General features: G+C 28.4%; 18 protein-coding genes, 1 other RNA gene and 1 pseudogene. 14 read left to right on the forward strand and 6 right to left on the reverse strand.

Annotation, left to right across the window (positions count from 1 at the left end; genetic code table 11):
- Positions 1 to 277: 277 nt before the first annotated feature.
- Both P4S50_RS04665 and P4S50_RS04670 read left to right on the forward strand, forming a co-directional pair.
- Positions 278 to 1636, forward strand: coding sequence for a hypothetical protein (locus P4S50_RS04665; RefSeq protein WP_277733408.1), 1359 nt, complete (start codon positions 278 to 280; stop codon positions 1634 to 1636).
- Between the two features lie 55 nt (positions 1637 to 1691).
- On the forward strand, positions 1692 to 2120 hold the full coding sequence (locus tag P4S50_RS04670) for an NUDIX hydrolase (protein WP_277733409.1): 429 nt from the start codon (positions 1692 to 1694) through the stop codon (positions 2118 to 2120).
- Between the two features lie 96 nt (positions 2121 to 2216).
- Here the strand turns inward: P4S50_RS04670 and P4S50_RS04675 are convergent, their stop codons facing one another.
- Entirely contained in the window at positions 2217 to 3518 is a 1302-nt protein-coding gene (locus P4S50_RS04675; protein ID WP_277733411.1) for a UDP-glucose dehydrogenase family protein, read from the reverse strand.
- Positions 3519 to 3685: 167 nt separating this feature from the next.
- On the opposite strand from P4S50_RS04675, the gene P4S50_RS04680 reads away from it, so the two are divergent.
- From P4S50_RS04680 to P4S50_RS04695, 4 genes are read left to right on the forward strand one after another with little or no spacing between them, the layout of a single operon-like run.
- Positions 3686 to 5710, forward strand: a complete 2025-nt coding sequence (locus P4S50_RS04680; protein ID WP_277733412.1) for a urocanate hydratase — start codon at positions 3686 to 3688, stop codon at positions 5708 to 5710.
- Positions 5711 to 5732: 22 nt separating this feature from the next.
- The gene (gene ftcD / locus P4S50_RS04685) at positions 5733 to 6629 is read left to right on the forward strand and encodes a glutamate formimidoyltransferase (protein ID WP_277733413.1); all 897 of its coding nucleotides are present in this window, start codon (positions 5733 to 5735) and stop codon (positions 6627 to 6629) included.
- 8 nt (positions 6630 to 6637) lie between these two features.
- Complete coding sequence (hutI, locus tag P4S50_RS04690) at positions 6638 to 7894, forward strand: imidazolonepropionase (RefSeq protein ID WP_277733415.1); 1257 nt, start codon at positions 6638 to 6640, stop codon at positions 7892 to 7894.
- 16 nt (positions 7895 to 7910) lie between these two features.
- The gene (locus P4S50_RS04695; protein WP_277733416.1) at positions 7911 to 8552 is read left to right on the forward strand and encodes a cyclodeaminase/cyclohydrolase family protein; all 642 of its coding nucleotides are present in this window, start codon (positions 7911 to 7913) and stop codon (positions 8550 to 8552) included.
- Positions 8553 to 8624: 72 nt separating this feature from the next.
- On the opposite strand, the gene P4S50_RS04700 is transcribed toward P4S50_RS04695, so the two are convergent.
- A complete protein-coding gene (locus P4S50_RS04700) occupies positions 8625 to 8864 on the reverse strand; it encodes a hypothetical protein (RefSeq protein ID WP_277733417.1) in 240 nt (79 codons plus the stop codon).
- Positions 8865 to 8986: 122 nt separating this feature from the next.
- Between P4S50_RS04700 and P4S50_RS04705 the strand changes: the two genes are divergently transcribed.
- Together P4S50_RS04705 and ssrS are read left to right on the forward strand one after the other, a co-directional pair.
- A complete protein-coding gene (locus P4S50_RS04705) occupies positions 8987 to 9472 on the forward strand; it encodes a hypothetical protein (RefSeq protein WP_277733419.1) in 486 nt (161 codons plus the stop codon).
- A 98-nt stretch (positions 9473 to 9570) separates the two neighbouring features.
- Positions 9571 to 9751: non-coding RNA, 6S RNA (ssrS, locus tag P4S50_RS04710), on the forward strand.
- Between the two features lie 511 nt (positions 9752 to 10262).
- On the opposite strand, the gene P4S50_RS04715 is transcribed toward ssrS, so the two are convergent.
- Positions 10263 to 11000, reverse strand: a complete 738-nt coding sequence (locus P4S50_RS04715; RefSeq protein WP_277733421.1) for a hypothetical protein — start codon at positions 10998 to 11000, stop codon at positions 10263 to 10265.
- Positions 11001 to 11446: 446 nt separating this feature from the next.
- Between P4S50_RS04715 and P4S50_RS04720 the strand changes: the two genes are divergently transcribed.
- From P4S50_RS04720 to P4S50_RS04745, 6 genes are read left to right on the forward strand one after another with little or no spacing between them, the layout of a single operon-like run.
- Positions 11447 to 11623, forward strand: a complete 177-nt coding sequence (locus P4S50_RS04720) for a hypothetical protein (protein WP_331489697.1) — start codon at positions 11447 to 11449, stop codon at positions 11621 to 11623.
- The gene (locus P4S50_RS04725) at positions 11616 to 12182 is read left to right on the forward strand and encodes an acyltransferase (protein WP_277733422.1); all 567 of its coding nucleotides are present in this window, start codon (positions 11616 to 11618) and stop codon (positions 12180 to 12182) included. Before P4S50_RS04720 ends, P4S50_RS04725 begins: the two co-directional genes overlap by 8 nt.
- A 51-nt stretch (positions 12183 to 12233) precedes the next feature.
- A complete protein-coding gene (locus tag P4S50_RS04730; RefSeq protein WP_277733423.1) occupies positions 12234 to 12641 on the forward strand; it encodes a sugar 3,4-ketoisomerase in 408 nt (135 codons plus the stop codon).
- Positions 12642 to 12654: 13 nt separating this feature from the next.
- Positions 12655 to 13758, forward strand: coding sequence for a DegT/DnrJ/EryC1/StrS family aminotransferase (locus P4S50_RS04735; protein WP_277733424.1), 1104 nt, complete (start codon positions 12655 to 12657; stop codon positions 13756 to 13758).
- Positions 13759 to 13807: 49 nt separating this feature from the next.
- Entirely contained in the window at positions 13808 to 14572 is a 765-nt protein-coding gene (locus P4S50_RS04740) for a glycosyltransferase (RefSeq protein ID WP_277733425.1), read from the forward strand.
- Positions 14573 to 14632: 60 nt separating this feature from the next.
- Positions 14633 to 15394, forward strand: a complete 762-nt coding sequence (locus tag P4S50_RS04745; RefSeq protein WP_277733426.1) for a glycosyltransferase — start codon at positions 14633 to 14635, stop codon at positions 15392 to 15394.
- A gap of 107 nt (positions 15395 to 15501) precedes the next feature.
- Here the strand turns inward: P4S50_RS04745 and P4S50_RS04750 are convergent.
- The 3 genes and pseudogenes from P4S50_RS04750 to rfbB all read right to left on the reverse strand — a co-directional run.
- A pseudogene (locus P4S50_RS04750) lies at positions 15502 to 15796 on the reverse strand (transposase); the annotation flags it as partial.
- Between the two features lie 158 nt (positions 15797 to 15954).
- Positions 15955 to 16791 (reverse strand): dTDP-4-dehydrorhamnose reductase, encoded by an 837-nt coding sequence (rfbD, locus tag P4S50_RS04755; protein WP_277733427.1) that lies wholly within the window; start codon positions 16789 to 16791, stop codon positions 15955 to 15957.
- Between the two features lie 10 nt (positions 16792 to 16801).
- Complete coding sequence (rfbB, locus tag P4S50_RS04760) at positions 16802 to 17812, reverse strand: dTDP-glucose 4,6-dehydratase (RefSeq protein ID WP_277733428.1); 1011 nt, start codon at positions 17810 to 17812, stop codon at positions 16802 to 16804.
- Positions 17813 to 17818: the final 6 nt, after the last annotated feature.

The following is a 17818-nucleotide window of genomic DNA, read 5'->3' on the forward strand; positions in this document are numbered from 1 at the left end:
CTAAACTCCCTTCGGTCAGACAACGAACTTTCTTAACGTATATTCAAACGATGAAATACAAGTTTTATAAAAAATATTTAAATTATTTGCTAACATTTAGATACCCTGTATTTTGTAGTGATACTAGTATAATATCATAGACACATTTAATGAAAATAATTTTCGACTATAAAAGTTTATTTCATCTGAAACCATAGATATATTAGATACTACGAGATATAAATATAGTATGCTATAATCAATATAGTAAAAAGCAAAATTTGTAAGGAGAACTAATATGAAAAAGAAAATTCTAGCAGTGCTATGTTTAATTAGTATAATAATATTAAGTGCATGTAACAAAAACAGTGATATGATGAATAATACTAAAATTAACCAAGATAGTTCAATTTCATCACAAGCATCTAATGAGGCATTAAATAATACTTCTGATCAAAGTATACCTTCATATAAGGAAAATAATTCAGTTTCGCCTACTTCTGCAGCAGTAAATTCTGATATAAATGAATATGAAATAATACGGGAACAGTATAGTGAAGGAGAAGATATAGTATTTAGTTATCCTCAGGTTAAAGGAATGAAGGATACAAATAGAGAGAAAATCATCAATCAGATACTAAAACAGGATGTTATGTCATATTTTAAGAATACTTCGTACCCAGAAGATCGTCCATACCTACAAACACTTAAAATTTCATACGAAATTAAATGGAAGGGAAATAACTTACTCAGCGTACAGTATTACGGATGGGAAGATTATTCTAATTCTCCACATCCCAATAATCTAGACTTCACCTCGAATATAAATATAAAAACAGGAGAAATAATTAATCTAAAGGATGTATTTTATATTGATGAGCTTATGATAGATAGTATTATAAGGAACAGTAGTTATGTAGCGCCACTAGATCCAGATGATGCCGATTTAATAGAAGAAGTACGAAATAATATGATTAATTATTTGACAGAATATAGTATAACTAATAATAGATTTTATTTTACTAAGGATTCGTTTTGCGTTAGTATTGATGTGCATCATGGAATAGGGGATCATGCTGATATGGCAACAAAATATACTGATCTTACAAAATCTATAAATACTGGAAATGAAATATGGAATGATTTTAAAGAAATTCGAGATAAGGCTATGGCAAATACAACTGAAAATAGACAAAGTCAATCATCAGATAAGGGAACTCTAAGTGAATTATACCAATTTACACAATTCGAGGATCAGAGTTTTAATGTGAGCTTAAAGAATTGGGGTTCTGTTAGATTTGTTTCTGGTTTGGATTTTGAAAAAAAATTAAAATTTTATCTAACGGATGATAAGGGGAATATCCTATATAGATTTCCTGAATATTATAATAACTACTCGAATAACCAGACTGTTTCAGCAGTTGCCTTTCGAGATATAAACAAAGACGGATTTAAGGATATCATTATAATATCATCTATAGACACTAAATTAACCTCTTTTGATATTTACTTCCAAAAGGGTCAGAGATATGTACAAGTTCCAACTTTATATGATGATATTAATTCATCTAATGAGGAATATGATACAATTGATAAAATTATGGAGTATATGAGAACAAGGGGAAATGATATAGTGGCTCAAGCTTTAGATAATTAAAAAAATTTTGAGTTAATTTTATGATTGGCTTTATGAATTAAAAGGAGATGTTATAATGGGACAAGTACATTTTCATACAATTGGAGACGTTTGTGATTCAAAACTAGAATTTGGCGTAATTGTTGCTGAATTTAAGGATAAATGGATATTTGTAAGACACAGAGAAAGAGATACTTGGGAAATTCCTGGAGGACATAGAGAGAAAGATGAAAATATAGACCATACTGCGTCTAGAGAACTGTTTGAAGAGACAGGAGCAAAGAAATTTATAATTACGCCTATATGTGATTATTCTGTAACTATTAATAATAATACAAGGTTCGGAAGATTATTCTGTTCGGAAATTAAAGAATTAGGAGAGTTACCTAATTTAGAAATTGAAGAGATAAAGCTATTTAATGTTCTTCCTGAAAACTTAACGTATCCTAACATTCAGAAATATTTATACGAAAAAGTATTGTTATGGAAGAGACAATGTGAATAAAAATCTAGAGATATTAATTAAAAATGGCGGGCACTTAAATGCACGCCATTTTTGGATAAAGAACTAATATACAGATTAACCTATAACTCAAAAAATTTAATTTGTATATCCTTTCCCTATTGAATAATACTTTATATTTCTCTTCTTAGCTTCATCCAGACTCAACATATTTCTTCCATCTATTATAAATGCTTCCTTTGTATTATCCTTTACAAAATCTAAATCTAAACCTTTGAATTCTTCCCAGTCTGTACATATAATAATACATTCTGATCCTAATATAGATCCATTCATACTACCAAAATAGTTTATATTTGGGTATATTTCTTTTATCTCATCTGATACCATAGGGTCGTATGCATTTATTTTTGCACCTCTTTTTAAGAGCTCTTCTATTATATATAAAGATGGAGATTCTCTTATATCATCTGTTCCACTTTTAAAAGTAAGGCCTAAAAGTGTTATTGTCTTGTCTTTTATATCATTATACTCATTTAGAAGTATATCAACAGGAATAACCCTTTGCTTGTTGTTTACACTCACGGCACTTTTTACTATTTCAAAAGGACAGTCATATTTTTTACCTATTGAAATAAGTCCTAAAGTATCCTTTGGAAAACATGATCCACCATACCCTATTCCTGGCTTTAAGAATTCAGGGGATATTCTTTTGTCAAGACCTAGTGCTAGAGCTACTGTATCTACGTCAGCGCCTACCTTATTACACAAATTAGCAACTTCATTTATAAATGATATTTTAGTAGATAAAAAGGCATTTGAGGTATATTTTATTATCTCTGCAGTTTCTGGATTTGTAAATATAATTGGAATATTAAATGGTTTATATAATAAATTCATTATATTTCTAGACTTTTGAGATTCACATCCTATTACTATTTTATCACCATAAAAAACATCATATAAAGCTTTTCCTTCTCTTAAAAACTCGGGATTAGATACTACATCAAACTTGTCACAAGGTACACCATTTTTAATTAATATATCTTTTACATACTTCTGACTACCAACAGGAACTGTACTTTTGTTTACTATTATTGTATATCTATTTATAGACTTAGATATTTCATTTATACATTTATGAACTTGACTCATATCCACTTCGCCATTATCAAGAGATGGAGTTCCAACCGCTATGAATACAATGTCAGATTTTTTAACACTATCTTCTAATTTATTTGTAAAACTTATACTTTCTTTTTCTATACACTCAATTAATAAATCGTTTAGACCTTCCTCGTATATCGTTGGAACTGAATTATTTAGACTATCAACTTTGTTTATGTCTTTTTCAACACAGATTACGTCGTTTCCCATTTTAGCAAAGGCTACAGATGTTATAAGCCCTACGTAACCAGCACCTATTACACAAATGTTCATTTAGATCACCTTCTTGGTCAGAATTTAGTTTTTGACTATTACAATAATATTATATGGAAAATTGGGGCTGATGTGCTAAATTAGACGTTTTATAGACGATAAATAAATATAATTTAACTTGAAGATATATAGATTAAAGTATAAAAAATGATAAGGGGGAGTTTTTTATGATATCTAATATTGATATTTCTAATGGGATGATGATAAAACTTGATGATGTGCTTTATGAAATGCCTGAATTTGAGCCTAATATAAGAAGGGCACCAAAGAGAGAATTTACTTTAAATAAAGCAGAAACTAAGCTTGCTCTAAAAAATGCTCTTCGTTATATACCAGAAAATTTACATGAAAAATTAGCTCCTGAATTTTTAGACGAGCTTTTGACTAGGGGAAGAATATATGGATACAGATTTAGACCTAGCGGAAATATAAAGGCTAAATCAATAGAAGAATATAAAGGAAAGTGTATTGAAGGTAAAGCTTTTCAGGTAATGATAGATAATAATTTAGATTTTGACATAGCTTTATATCCTTATGAACTTGTTACTTATGGAGAAACAGGACAGGTTTGTCAAAACTGGATGCAATATAGACTTATAATGAAGTATCTTGAAGAACTTACGGTTGATCAAACTCTTGTTATTCAATCTGGACATCCAGTAGGTCTTTTTAGATCAAATCCTAAAGCACCAAGGGTTATAATTACTAATGCTCTTATGATTGGCATGTTTGATGATCAGCAAAACTGGCACAGAGCTATGGCGCTTGGTATTGCCAATTATGGACAAATGACAGCAGGAGGATGGATGTACATTGGACCTCAAGGTATAGTTCATGGAACTTACTCTACTTTATTAAATGCTGGAAGATTAATATTAGGACTTGATGAAAAAAGTGATTTAAGGGGAAAATTATTTGTAACATCAGGTCTTGGTGGAATGAGTGGAGCTCAAGGTAAGGCTGTTGAAATTGCAAATGGAGTAGGTATTATAGCTGAGGTTGATTATTCAAGAATCCAAACTAGACATGAACAAGGTTGGGTAAGTAAGGTTACAAATACAGCTAAAGAAGCTTTTGATGTAGCTAAGGAATATATGAATAAAAATGAAAAATGTGCAATTGCTTATCATGGAAATATAGTAGATCTTTTAGAGTATGCAGTTGATAATAATGTAAAAATAGATTTACTTTCTGACCAAACATCATGCCATGCAGTATACGATGGTGGATATTGTCCTCAAGGTCTTACATTTGAAGAGAGAACTGAGCTTTTAGCTAAGGATAAAGCTAAATTTATAGATCTTGTAGATAATACTTTAAAGCATCATTTTGAACTTATAAAAAAACTACACGAAAATGGAACATACTTCTTCGATTATGGAAATAGCTTTATGAAGGCAATATATGATGCAGGAGCTGTCAGTATATCTAAGAATGGAGTAGATGAAAAAGATGGATTTATATTCCCTTCATATGTAGAAGATATATTAGGACCTCAATTGTTCGACTTTGGATATGGACCATTTAGATGGGTATGCTTAAGTGGTAAAGAAGAAGATTTATTAAAGACTGATAAGGCTGCTATGGATTGCATAGATCCAGATAGAAGATATCAAGATAGAGACAACTATATATGGATTAAAGATGCACATAAGAACAAACTTGTAGTTGGAACACAGGCAAGAATTTTATATCAAGATGCTATGGGAAGAACTAGAATAGCTCTTAAATTCAACGAAATGGTTAGAAATGGAGAGATAGGACCTGTAATGCTAGGTAGAGATCATCACGATGTATCTGGAACAGATTCTCCATTTAGAGAGACATCTAATATAAAAGATGGAAGTAATATAATGGCTGATATGGCGACTCATTGCTTTGCAGGAAATGCTGCAAGAGGTATGAGTCTTATAGCACTACACAATGGTGGAGGAGTAGGTATTGGTAAATCTATAAATGGTGGATTTGGAATGGTACTTGATGGAAGTAAGAGAGTAGATGATATATTAAATGCTGCTATGCCTTGGGATGTTATGGGTGGAGTAGCAAGAAGATCATGGGCAAGAAACCCAAATTCTATAACTACAAGTATTGAATACAATCAAAATAATAAGGGTACAGATCATATAACGCTTCCATATATAGCTAGCGATGAACTTGTAAGAAGTTTAGTTGATAATGAGTTTAAATAATTAAAAATAGGAGGAAAAAAATATGGCTAAAATAGTTCAATGCGTTCCAAACTTCAGTGAAGGTAGAGATTTAGATAAGATAGAGAAAATAGTAGATCCTCTTAGAGGGAAAGAAGGGGTTAAGCTTTTAAATTATGAAGCTGATAAAGATTATAATAGAGTAGTTGTTACTGTAATTGGAGAACCTGAGGCTGTAAAAAATGCAGTTGTAGAATCTATATGTGTAGCATCGGAGTTAATAGATATGACTAAGCACGAAGGACAACATTCTAGAATGGGAGCAACTGATGTGGTTCCATTCATTCCTATAAAGGAAATGAGTATGGATGAGGCAGTTGAGCTTGCAAAATCTTGTGCAAAAGATGTTTGGGAAAAACATAATGTTCCAGTATTTTTATATGAAAAAGCGGCGAGTAAACCTGAGAGAGAAAACCTTGCAACAGTTAGAAAAGGTCAATTTGAAGGAATGAGTGAAAAATTAAAAGATCCTAATTGGCATCCAGATTTTGGTGAGAACAAGATACATCCAACTGCTGGTATTACTGCTGTTGGAGCTAGAATGCCACTTATAGCTTATAATATAAATCTTGATACTACAAATATAGAAATAGCTAATAAGATAGCAAGATGTATAAGACATTCAAATGGAGGATTTAGATTCTGTAAAGCAGGACCTGTTGAAATACCAGAAAGAAATATAGTTCAAGTTACTATGAATTTAACAGATTATACTAAAACTAGTATGTATAGAGTATTTGAAACTGTAAGAATGGAAGCTAAAAGATATGGAGTAAATGTTATGGGAAGTGAAGTAGTAGGATTAGTTCCTATGGAGGCAATAGCTGATACTGCAGCTTACTATTTAGGCCTTGAAAACTTTGATATGGATAAGATATTAGAAACTGGACTTATGGAGTAGGTGATGATATGAGAGCTGATTTAATTATAAAAAATATAGGACATTTGGCAACTATGAGAGGTGTTAATAAACCTAGAATAAAAGAAGAAATGAATGATATTGAGATACTTGAAAATGCTTATATAGCTATAAATGATGGAAAAATATCGTATGTAGGACAAGGACATATAATAGATGGATTAATAGGAGATAAAACTGAGATACATGATGCAAATGGACTTACTGTAACACCGGGACTTATAGATCCTCATACTCATTTAGTTCATGGAGGATCTCGTGAGAATGAATTTAGCTTAAAAATAAGTGGTGTTCCATATATAGATATATTAAAGCAGGGTGGGGGAATACTTAGTACTGTTAAATCTACTAAAGAGGCTTCATTAGATCAGCTTTACGATAAAGCTAAGAAGAGTCTTGATATAATGCTTGGGTATGGAGTAACTACTGTTGAATCAAAGAGTGGATATGGTCTAGAGCTTGATACAGAAAAGAAACAGCTTGAAGTAAACCAAAAGCTAGATCAAACTCATCCAGTTGACATAGTATCTACATTTTTAGGAGCTCATGCAGTACCTAAAAAGTACAAAGAAAATCCAGATGAATTTGTAGATATAATAATAGAGATGCTTCCAAAAGTAAAAGATTTAGCTCAGTTTTGTGATGTATTCTGTGAAGAAGGAGTTTTTTCAGTAGAACAAACTAGAAAAATATTAAATAAGGCTAAAGAATATGGATATAAGGTTAAGCTTCATGCAGATGAGATAGTATCAATAGGAGGAGCAGAACTTGCAGCAGAGATAGGAGCCATATCTGCAGATCACTTGATGGCAGCTAGTGAAGATGGAATGAAATTAATGGCTAAAAACAAAGTTATTGCAAATATTCTTCCTGGAACATCATTTAGTCTTATGAAGAATTATGCAGAGGCTAGAAAGATGATAGAACATGGAGTACCAATTGCTTTATCTACTGATTACAATCCAGGTAGTTGCCCAACTGAAAACATACAGCTTATAATGCAATTAGGGTCTTTAGCACTTAAAATGACTCCAAATGAAGTGTTAACTGCTGTAACTATAAATGCAGCTTATTCAGTTGATAAAGCTGATGAAATAGGATCAATAGAGGTAGGGAAAAAGGCAGACTTAGTTATATTTGATGCTCCTAATGTAGATTATATAATGTACCATTTTGGAATTAACCATACTCATAGTGTATATAAAGAAGGAAAATTAGTTGTAGATAATAAAAACATTGTGTATTAATAGAGGGGGTAGTACATTGAAGCTTATAGATATGAAGGTTGTTGATTTTTCTAATGAAGTAGATTCTAATTCTCCAGCTCCTGGAGGTGGATCTGTTGCAGCTCTTGCTTCTAATATAGGAATAAGTCTTGGAAGAATGATGGGAAACTTAAGCTTTGGAAAGAAAAAATTTGAAGCTTTAGATGAAGATATAAAAAAAGAGTTTAAAGAAAAATTTGAAAAGCTAGGCTTAATAAGAGATAATCTTTTAGAGCTTGTAGATAAGGATACAGAGTCTTTTAATGAAGTTATGAAGGCATTCAAACTTCCAAAGGAAACTGATGAACAAAAGAGTATAAGAAAAAAAGCTATACAAGACGCTACTATAGGGTCTATAGATGTTCCTTTTGAAACAGCTAAGAGTTCACTAGATGCACTTGAACTTATGGAGTATTTTGTTGATTATGGAAATCAAAATGCTATAACTGATCTAGGTGTTGGAAATCTTCTTTTATACACAGGTCTTGAAGGTGCAATACTAAATGTTAAAGTAAATTTATGCGGACTTGATGATGAGGAATTTGTGGAAAAGAAAAAATCTGAGTGTGAAGATATGATAGTACAAGGTTCGAAAATAAAAGATCGTGTACTAAAAAGAATACATGAAAAATTAATTTAAAAAATCGTAAAAATGAAAAGATGTGCCAATTAAAGGCACATCTTTTTTTAGAATTTTTTCTTATAACTCAATTTATTTATTTAATTCTTTCATCACTTTATCTAGTTTTTGTTGTTGTTTTTTATTTAATAAAGGCTTTAATTTCTTTAATATTTTATCCTTGTTATCTATTTTTTTTGATACCTTTTTCAATTCTTCCATAAGTTCATCTTCGCTTTTTCCTTCGTAATCTTTTTTAACCTTTTCCTTCATTTTCTTTAGCTTTTCCTTGTCTAAGTTAGCATCTTTAAGTTTTTTTTCATCTATTTTCATATCAAATCCCTCCCTTTATAAATAATATATGCAAACTTAGCTCAAATCAGTAACATATTTTAACTAATATACATAGTATGTAAAGTGAAGAGTACTATTTGTTTGTATAGGAGGGAATTATATTGAATAATAAGATGGTAATAGCAATGGCTATACTTGCTCTTAATGGAGACAAACTTTTAAATAGTGAAAAAGATATTTTGGAAAATTTTAGAATGGGAGAACTGAATGAAAAAAGTTTAGAACGAGGAATAGAGATACTAATGAGAAGTAAAAAATATATGAAATCAGATGAAAAGCTTGTGGTAAACAAGGCAGAGAGTATGCTAGATTTAATAAGAGGTATAAAAAAATTAAGCGGTGTGAATGAAGTTAGAGAAATGGAAGATAGTGATTTTTTCAGAAGTATGGATACTAAAGATAGAAGAAATATGATGATAAAAGAAATTATAGAAGTTTTTCCAGATAATAAAAAAGAGAGTATAACAAAAATTATGGATATGAAAAAAAAGATGGAGTTATTAAAAGATCTTATTCAGTCTGAAGCCATGGGAGATATGAAAAATATGAATTTACTACAAAATCTGATAAGTTCAGACGAAGAGTAAACAGAAATTATAAAAAAAATCAAAATTTGGAATACAAAAATACTTTTAAAAATAGGAAGATTGGTATATAATAATATCAAGAACAAAATATTGTTTGAGAATTTCTGAGGTGTACGTTATAGCTTATATTTTCAGCCTACATGAAGTATACGGGAGTTCGTGTTTATCTGTGGATAACAAGCCTTGATTGAAAAAGGAAGTTAGAGACAAATGACAGAGCACCCACCTGGGTGAAGCTCGGGTATGAATTTAATAGGCAGACGGCGCAATGGATTAAAGAGGCTCATTTATGAGCCTCTTTTTTAGTGCAAGAAATGTAACGAATTATTTAAATTTGATAATTAGCTGTTATTCTATTAGATTTTTTATTAGGTACAAATTAAATTCATATAACGTTATTTTATTAAATAAATCGTGTAAAGGATTAAATTTTGTAATAATAATGAGATATTATTTCTTCAACAGGGTTTCTAACAAGAGTTATATAAGTGGAATTTTTTAGGGGGAACTGTTCATGAAAACCAAATAGAATATGACCTTTTAAAACTTCTATGATTTGTTGGTTAGTTTTACTTATTATTTACATTAGAACCTAAAAATACCCAATAGATTAGTTTTTTGTTATTTGTCTAATCTATTGGGTATACTTCAATTTCATCAAATTTAGATGAACAATCATCATTTATTATTAACTCAATTTGGTCATGAGTTTGATTTAAAACAAATAAAATAGTTCTTTTAATATGTTATATATTATTATATGAAATAATCATTATTGATACTACTTTATTTATAGTAACCCCCAATCCTTTAAAATACTATCTTTTTTCTTTTTATCTGTAATGGTTATTACTGGGTACTGACTTGAAATATCGTCATATTCATTTTGAGTATTTTTTTTATGAACAATAATTATATAGTCTCTTTCGGTAAGCGCTTTATGATTTAATTGAAAAGCACTTAAGTGATCATTTTTTAATTTATATCTAAAATTACTTAAATAATCAGATGTTTTATACACCAAGCAATAAAAAGGAGGAGAATAATGGTCTATTTCACCTAATTCATCATTATTAATATCGTAAATATAACCTTTTTTACAGAGTATGCACTGCAAATTTTTTTCATGTTCCATATTATATAGCTGATCTATAAATGTAGAAGCATACATATCATCACAATCTAGTCTAACAAAGTATGCATATTCATAATCTTTTATACACTGATTGATGATATCATCTGCATTAGATGTAAATAGTATATTGTTAGGTAGTTTATCATATTTTGAAATAGCATTCATTACTAAATCTTCCGTATCTTTTTCATATCTGACTAAACATATAAATGATTGATTTGTTTGATTAATTAAGCTTTTTGCAGTATATTTCATAAAAATATCTATTCTATAATCTATCCATTCTTTAGTTTGAGATTTATAAAAACTGACTTTATGGTTGTTAAAAAATGTAGGAGAAAAAGGTTGGAATTTTACATTAAAAGGTATGTCTATAATTATTTTTTTATTCATTAAATACAACACCTCAAATATATTAAATTCAGAACTTTTATCAGCTTAAGTTCCTTACTATTTAATATATTGGAATATTTGTAACTCTGTGACTGTCAGTCGTAAAATAAAATTGGTTTATACGCATTTTGGAGAATAACCTTCGAAGGTTGAGTTTCTATCTTTTGAATATAATATTTATTAAACTCCAACATATAAAACATCCTTAAGATTTTTGTTCAATCTCAGGTTTTTATATTTGTTGGAGTTTTATTATTGTAAAATTTAACTAGCAAGAGGAGTTATGTTAAGGAAAAAAGGGAGTGTTTTAGACCAATATTATGAACAAATATTATCTAGTGCGAATATTATATAAAAGGTAATTGAACAAATGTTGATAATATTTTATAAAAAATAAAATATTACCTGTATATAGAAATGGGATTAATGTATTAGATTAGTTACATGTGTATAACCATTGTACAGCAATAAATTTAATCATACACAATGGTAGAGTAGGAGAAATATACAATGTACCTGGTAATAATGAAAGAATTAATATAGAGGTTGTAAAAATTATTTTAAAAGAATTAGACAAGCCAAAAGTAATAAAGGATAAGGAGAGATGTAGCAATAATGAATGAATATTTTATACATCAAAAAGCCATTGTAGATACTAAAAAAATAGGTTGTGACACTAGAATATGGCCATTTACACATATTTTAGAAGGAGCTACTATAGGTACTAACTGCAATATATGTGAACATGTATTTATAGAAAATAATGTTACCGTAGGTAATGATGTAACTATTAAAAATGGTGTATATATATGGGATGGTATTTTCATAGAAGACAATGTATTTATAGGACCGTGTGTTACATTTATTAATGATGTACATCCGAGAAGTAAAGTTTATCCTATAGAGTTTGAAAAAACCATTATAAAAAAAGGAGCTAGCTTAGGAGCAAATTCAACTATAATGGGTGGATTAACAATTGGAGAGTACGCAACTATAGGTGCAGGCAGTGTTGTATTAAGAAATGTAAATTCATATGAAATAATAGCAGGCAATCCTGGAAATTTAATTGGATATAATTGTTCATGTAGCAAGAGATTAAACATAGATAAAGATAATTATGCCAAATGTGAGTGTGGATTAAAATATAAGTTAGAAAGTAATAAATTGAGTTTAATATTATAATACGATAAGAAAATAAACTAATATCTAAATCGTATAAAAGGAGAATTTAAATTGTATAATTGTGGGTTATTTAAATTTATAGACATAACAGATAAATATGGACATCTTACACCTATAGAAGGAAAAATAGATATCCCCTTTGATATAAAGCGTGTTTATTATATAACAAAAGTAGAAAAAGATACTACAAGAGGGTATCATGCACATAGAAAGCTTCATCAAGTATTAGTATGTGTGAAAGGTTCTGTAAAGATAAAAATGGCAAATACTAAAGAAGAAAAAATATACACATTAGATAATAGTTCTGTTGGCCTATATATAGGTCCATATATATGGAGGGAAATGTTTGATTTTAGTGAAGATGCGGTACTTTTAGTACTAGCATCGGAACACTATGATGAAAGTGATTATATAAGAAATATAGATTTTTATATGGAAGAAGCTAAAAAAAGATTTTAGGAGGTTTAGATATTTGAAAATACCATTTGTTGACTTTAGACCTATGCATAATGAAATAAAGGAAGAGATGAGTAAAATTTTCAACTCAGTTTACAATAATAATTGGTTTATACTTGGAGAAAATGTGGAAAAATTTGAACAAGAATTTGCAAATTATTGTGGAGCTAAGTACGCAATAGGTTGTGGAAATGGATTAGACGCCTTATATTTAATACTTAGAGGGTATGATATAGGAGAAGGTGATGAAGTAATAATACCATCTAATACATTTATTGCAACGGCACTAGCTGTATCTTATACAGGAGCAAAAGTTGTATTAGTAGAACCAGATATTAACACATATAATATTGATATATCTAAAATAGAAAAATCCATAACGAACAAAACAAAAGCTATAATAGCAGTTCATTTATATGGAAAAGTAGCAGATATGGAAGAACTAAAATATATAAGTGATAAATATAAATTGAAATTAATAGAAGATTCAGCTCAAGCGCATGGATGTATATATAAAAACAAAATATCAGGTAGTATAGGAGATGCAGCTGGATTTAGCTTTTATCCAGGAAAAAATTTAGGAGCATTAGGTGATGGTGGTGCTGTTGTAACTAATGATAAAATTTTGGCAATCAAGATAAAAGCTATAAGAAACTATGGATCTTTAAAAAAATACCATCATGATTATAAAGGAGTTAACTCAAGGCTTGATGAGCTCCAAGCAGGTTTTTTAAGCGTTAAATTGAAATACCTTGATAAATACAATTTAGAAAGACAGAAAATCGCTAAATATTATCTCGATAATATAAAAAATGAAAAAATAATGCTTCCAAAAGTTGAGGATGTAAAAGATTCCGTATGGCACTTATTTGTTATAAGATCATATCAAAGAGACAACCTACAGAGATATTTATCTGATAATAATATAGAAACTATTATACATTATCCTATTCCAATTCATATCCAACATGCTTACAAAGACTTAGGTTATCAAGAAAATGATTATCCAATAGCTAAAGAATTGTCAAATACTATACTAACTTTACCACTATGGTATGGTATAAGTGAAAAAGAAGTTAAATATGTGGTAGATACTATAAATAGATTTAGAGAGTATTAATTTTCATATGAAATATATATGTAGGTTAATAGCTAATTGGAGGTTAAAAATGAATAAATTAGCTACAGTAATGATGTTGTCTTATAATAATATACAATATATGAAAGGTGCAATAGATTCATTACTAAATCAAAGTTATGAGCAAATAGAGCTAATAATAAGTGATGATGGATCTAATGACTTTGATGAAATATTTATAGAAAGTATAAGAGAATATATAGAATCAAACAAAAAAGATAATTTGGTAAATTATATAATTAGAAAAAATGAAATTAATATAGGGACAGTAAAAAATATTAACAAAATAATACTTTTATCATCAGGCAATTATCTAATACCTCTATCTTGTGATGATGAATTTTATGATAAAGATGTTGTTAGAGACATAGTAGAATACTTTGATACTCATGAACAAATTATAGCTACAGGATACAGAGTTTATTTTGATGAAAACTTAGAGATTGTGAACGATATATATCCTAAACAAAAAGATATTGAATATTTATATAGAACACCTCAAGAACTATATAAAAGGTTATGTAGTGGGAATTTTATATCGGGATCAAGTACTCCATATACAAGAGCATTTATAGAAAAGTACGGTTTATTTGATGAAGATTATAGATTGTTAGAAGATTTTCCTAAATATTTAAATATAACAAGAAGAGGTTGTAGTATTGGATTTATAAATAGAAAGTTAGTAAAGTATAGATATGGAGGAGTAAGTACAAATAATACTAAAAATATAATAAAAGAACAATTTTATAATGATCATATTACTTTGAATAAGAAGGAAATTTTTCCGTATAATTAAATAAAAGTGATTAATCACTTTTATTTAATTATACTGGCAAATATAAACAAGGAGGTAAAAATGAATAAATTAGCTACAGTAATGATGTTATCTTATAATAATATAGAATATATGAAAGGGGCGATAGCTTCTGTATTAAATCAAAATTATGAACAAATAGAATTAATAATAAGTGATGATGGATCAGATGATTTTGATGAAATATTTATAGAAAATATAAAAAAATATATAAAAGAAAATAAAAAAGATAATTTGGTAAACTATATAATTGAAAAAAATGAAACGAATATAGGTGTAATAAAGAATTACAATAAAGTAATACTTTTGTCATCAGGAAATTACCTAATACCTTTATGTTGCGATGATGAATTTTATGATAAAGACGTTGTTAGAGACATAGTAAAATACTTTGATATTCATGGACAAATTATAGCTACAGGATATGGAGCTTATTTTGATAAAAACTTAGAAATTATGAAATTTATATATCCGAAAAAAGAAGATATTGAATATTTATACAAAACACCTCAAGAGCTATATAAAAGGTTGTGTAGTGGTAATTTTATAGCAGGAGCATGTACTCCATATACGAGAGAATTTATAGAAAAGTACGGTTTATTTGATGAAGATTATAGATTATTAGAAGATTGGCCGAGATATTTAAATATAACAAGAAGAGGTTGTAGTATCGGATTTATAAATAGAAAATTAATAAAGTATAGAGAAGGTGGAGTAACTACAGATCATAGTAATAAGATAATAAGAGAACAAATAAATAAGGATGTTAGGATTATGAAGAAAAAAGAGATTTTTAATAAATAACAAAATCAATAAAAATATTACTTAACATTAACTCAAGAGATTTTTGGAAATTTAATATATATCAAAAATATTATTGAATAAATTTGATCTAAGGGTCCATTTTGCTATTCTTTTGCCAGAGGTAATATCTTATCTGTTATTTTTGAAATAAGAGTAGGAGACATATCTATACCATATATATTTTTTTTATGTGCTGTTATATCTTTCGTAGACATCCCCTTTGAATACATTCCTAGTACTTGATCTTCAATCTTATATATATCATTTTTATTGTTTTTGATTACCTTTGGTTTATAGTTACCATTTCTATCTTTTGGTATATTTAAATCTATTTTTCCTGTTTTTAGTTTTATCGTATCTTGAATATCCTAAATGATCATCAACCTCAACTTCTAGCATTTTTAACATCATATTATTGTAATAATTTTTTATATTTCACTTTTACACAACATAAAAAGTGTGCACCTTCCTTTCAAGTAATAATTCTATATCCTTAATTATCACTATTTATTGGAATTTTACACACTTTAAATTCTATATCCGAAAAATTATTTTCTATTCTAATTAAAATACTGCTTTAAAGATTCATCCCAATGTTTTAATTTATAATTAAAATTCAATTCTAACATGTAATTGTTCATAACAGAATATTTAGGTCTTTTTGCAGGTCTATTTAATTCTTCTGTAGTTATTGGTAGAACTTCAATATCTGTTATATTTGCTAGTTTAAATATTTTTTTAGTGAATTCAAACCAAGTACAGTCCCCTTCATTTGAAGCATGATAAGTTCCATAAGCATCTGTTTTTATAATCATATTTATAACATCCACTAAATCTTTTGTATGGGTTGGAGTTCCTCTTTGATCATTCACTACTTTTAAGATTTTATTTTCTTTACTTAGTCTCAACATTGTTTTTACAAAGTTATTTCCATTTTTTCCATACAACCAAGAAGTTCTTAGTATATAATGCTTAGGGTTTATTTCTTTTATAAACTCTTCTCCTGATAGTTTTGATTTACCATAAATACTTAATGGGTTAGGTTTGTCAAATTCTATATAGGGATTGTTTTTTTCTCCATCAAATACAAAATCGGTAGATATGTGAACTAATCTAGAGTTGGTTTCTAAAGATGCTATTGCTAAATTTCTGGCTCCTAATGCATTTATTTTATAAGATAAATCTATATTTTCTTCACACCCATCTACATTTGTATATGCTGCTGAATTTATTATTATATCGGGTTTTATAGTTTTTACTGTATTTACAACATCATCTAAATTTGTTATATCTAACTTTTCTTTATCTAAACCTATTACATAATATTCGTCAGATAGTATATTCACTAAATCAATTCCTAATTGTCCTTTTGAACCTGTAACTAGAATTTTTTTCATAATTACACCTCTATCTATTAGAATAAATTTTCTCATAGTACTTAATATATTCTTTATTTCTAATATTTTTCCACCAATCTTTATTATCTAAATACCACTGAATAGTTTTTTCTATTCCAGCTTCAAATGTATATTTAGCCTTCCATCCAAGTTCATTTTGTATTCTGTTTGAATCTATTGCATATCTTTTATCATGACCAGGTCTATCTTTTACATATTTAATTAAAGATTCAGGCTTATCTAGATTTTTAAGTATTAACTTAATTATTTCTATATTTCTTTTTTCGTTATTTCCACCTATGTTATATATTTCTCCTACTTTTCCTTTGTGAAGAACCAAATCTATAGCACTGCAGTGGTCTTCTACATGAAGCCAATCTCTTATATTAAGCCCATCTCCATATACAGGAAGTTCTTTGTTTTCATAAGCATTAGCTATGATTAAAGGTATTAATTTTTCTGGAAACTGATAAGGGCCATAATTATTTGAACATCTCGTAATATTAACTGGTAGATTAAATGTTTCATGGTAAGACCTTACTAATAAATCTGAACCTGCTTTACTAGCTGAATATGGACTATTTGGAGCTAGTTTAGTTTCTTCAGTAAAATATCCATTTTCGCCAAGAGAACCATATACTTCATCAGTAGATATTTGAATATATTTTTCTATATTATATTTTTTAGATGCATCTAAAAGTATTTGTGTTCCCATTATATTTGTTTTTATAAATATACTAGGATTTTCTATACTTCTATCTACATGAGATTCTGCTGCAAAATTAATAATATAGTATATATTATTAGATACTATGTTATCAACTAATTCTATATCTGTTATATCTCCTTTTACAAATTCATAGTTGGGATTATCTTCAATATCTTTTAAATTTTCTAGATTTCCTGCATATGTTAATGAATCTAAATTTACTATTTTATAATTGTCATATTTATTGAGCATATATCTTATAAAATTGCTTCCTATAAATCCAGCTCCACCAGTAACTAATATTTTTTTCATTATAAG

The organism is Tepidibacter hydrothermalis (assembly GCF_029542625.1).
Lineage (GTDB): Bacteria > Bacillota > Clostridia > Peptostreptococcales > Peptostreptococcaceae > Tepidibacter_A > Tepidibacter_A hydrothermalis.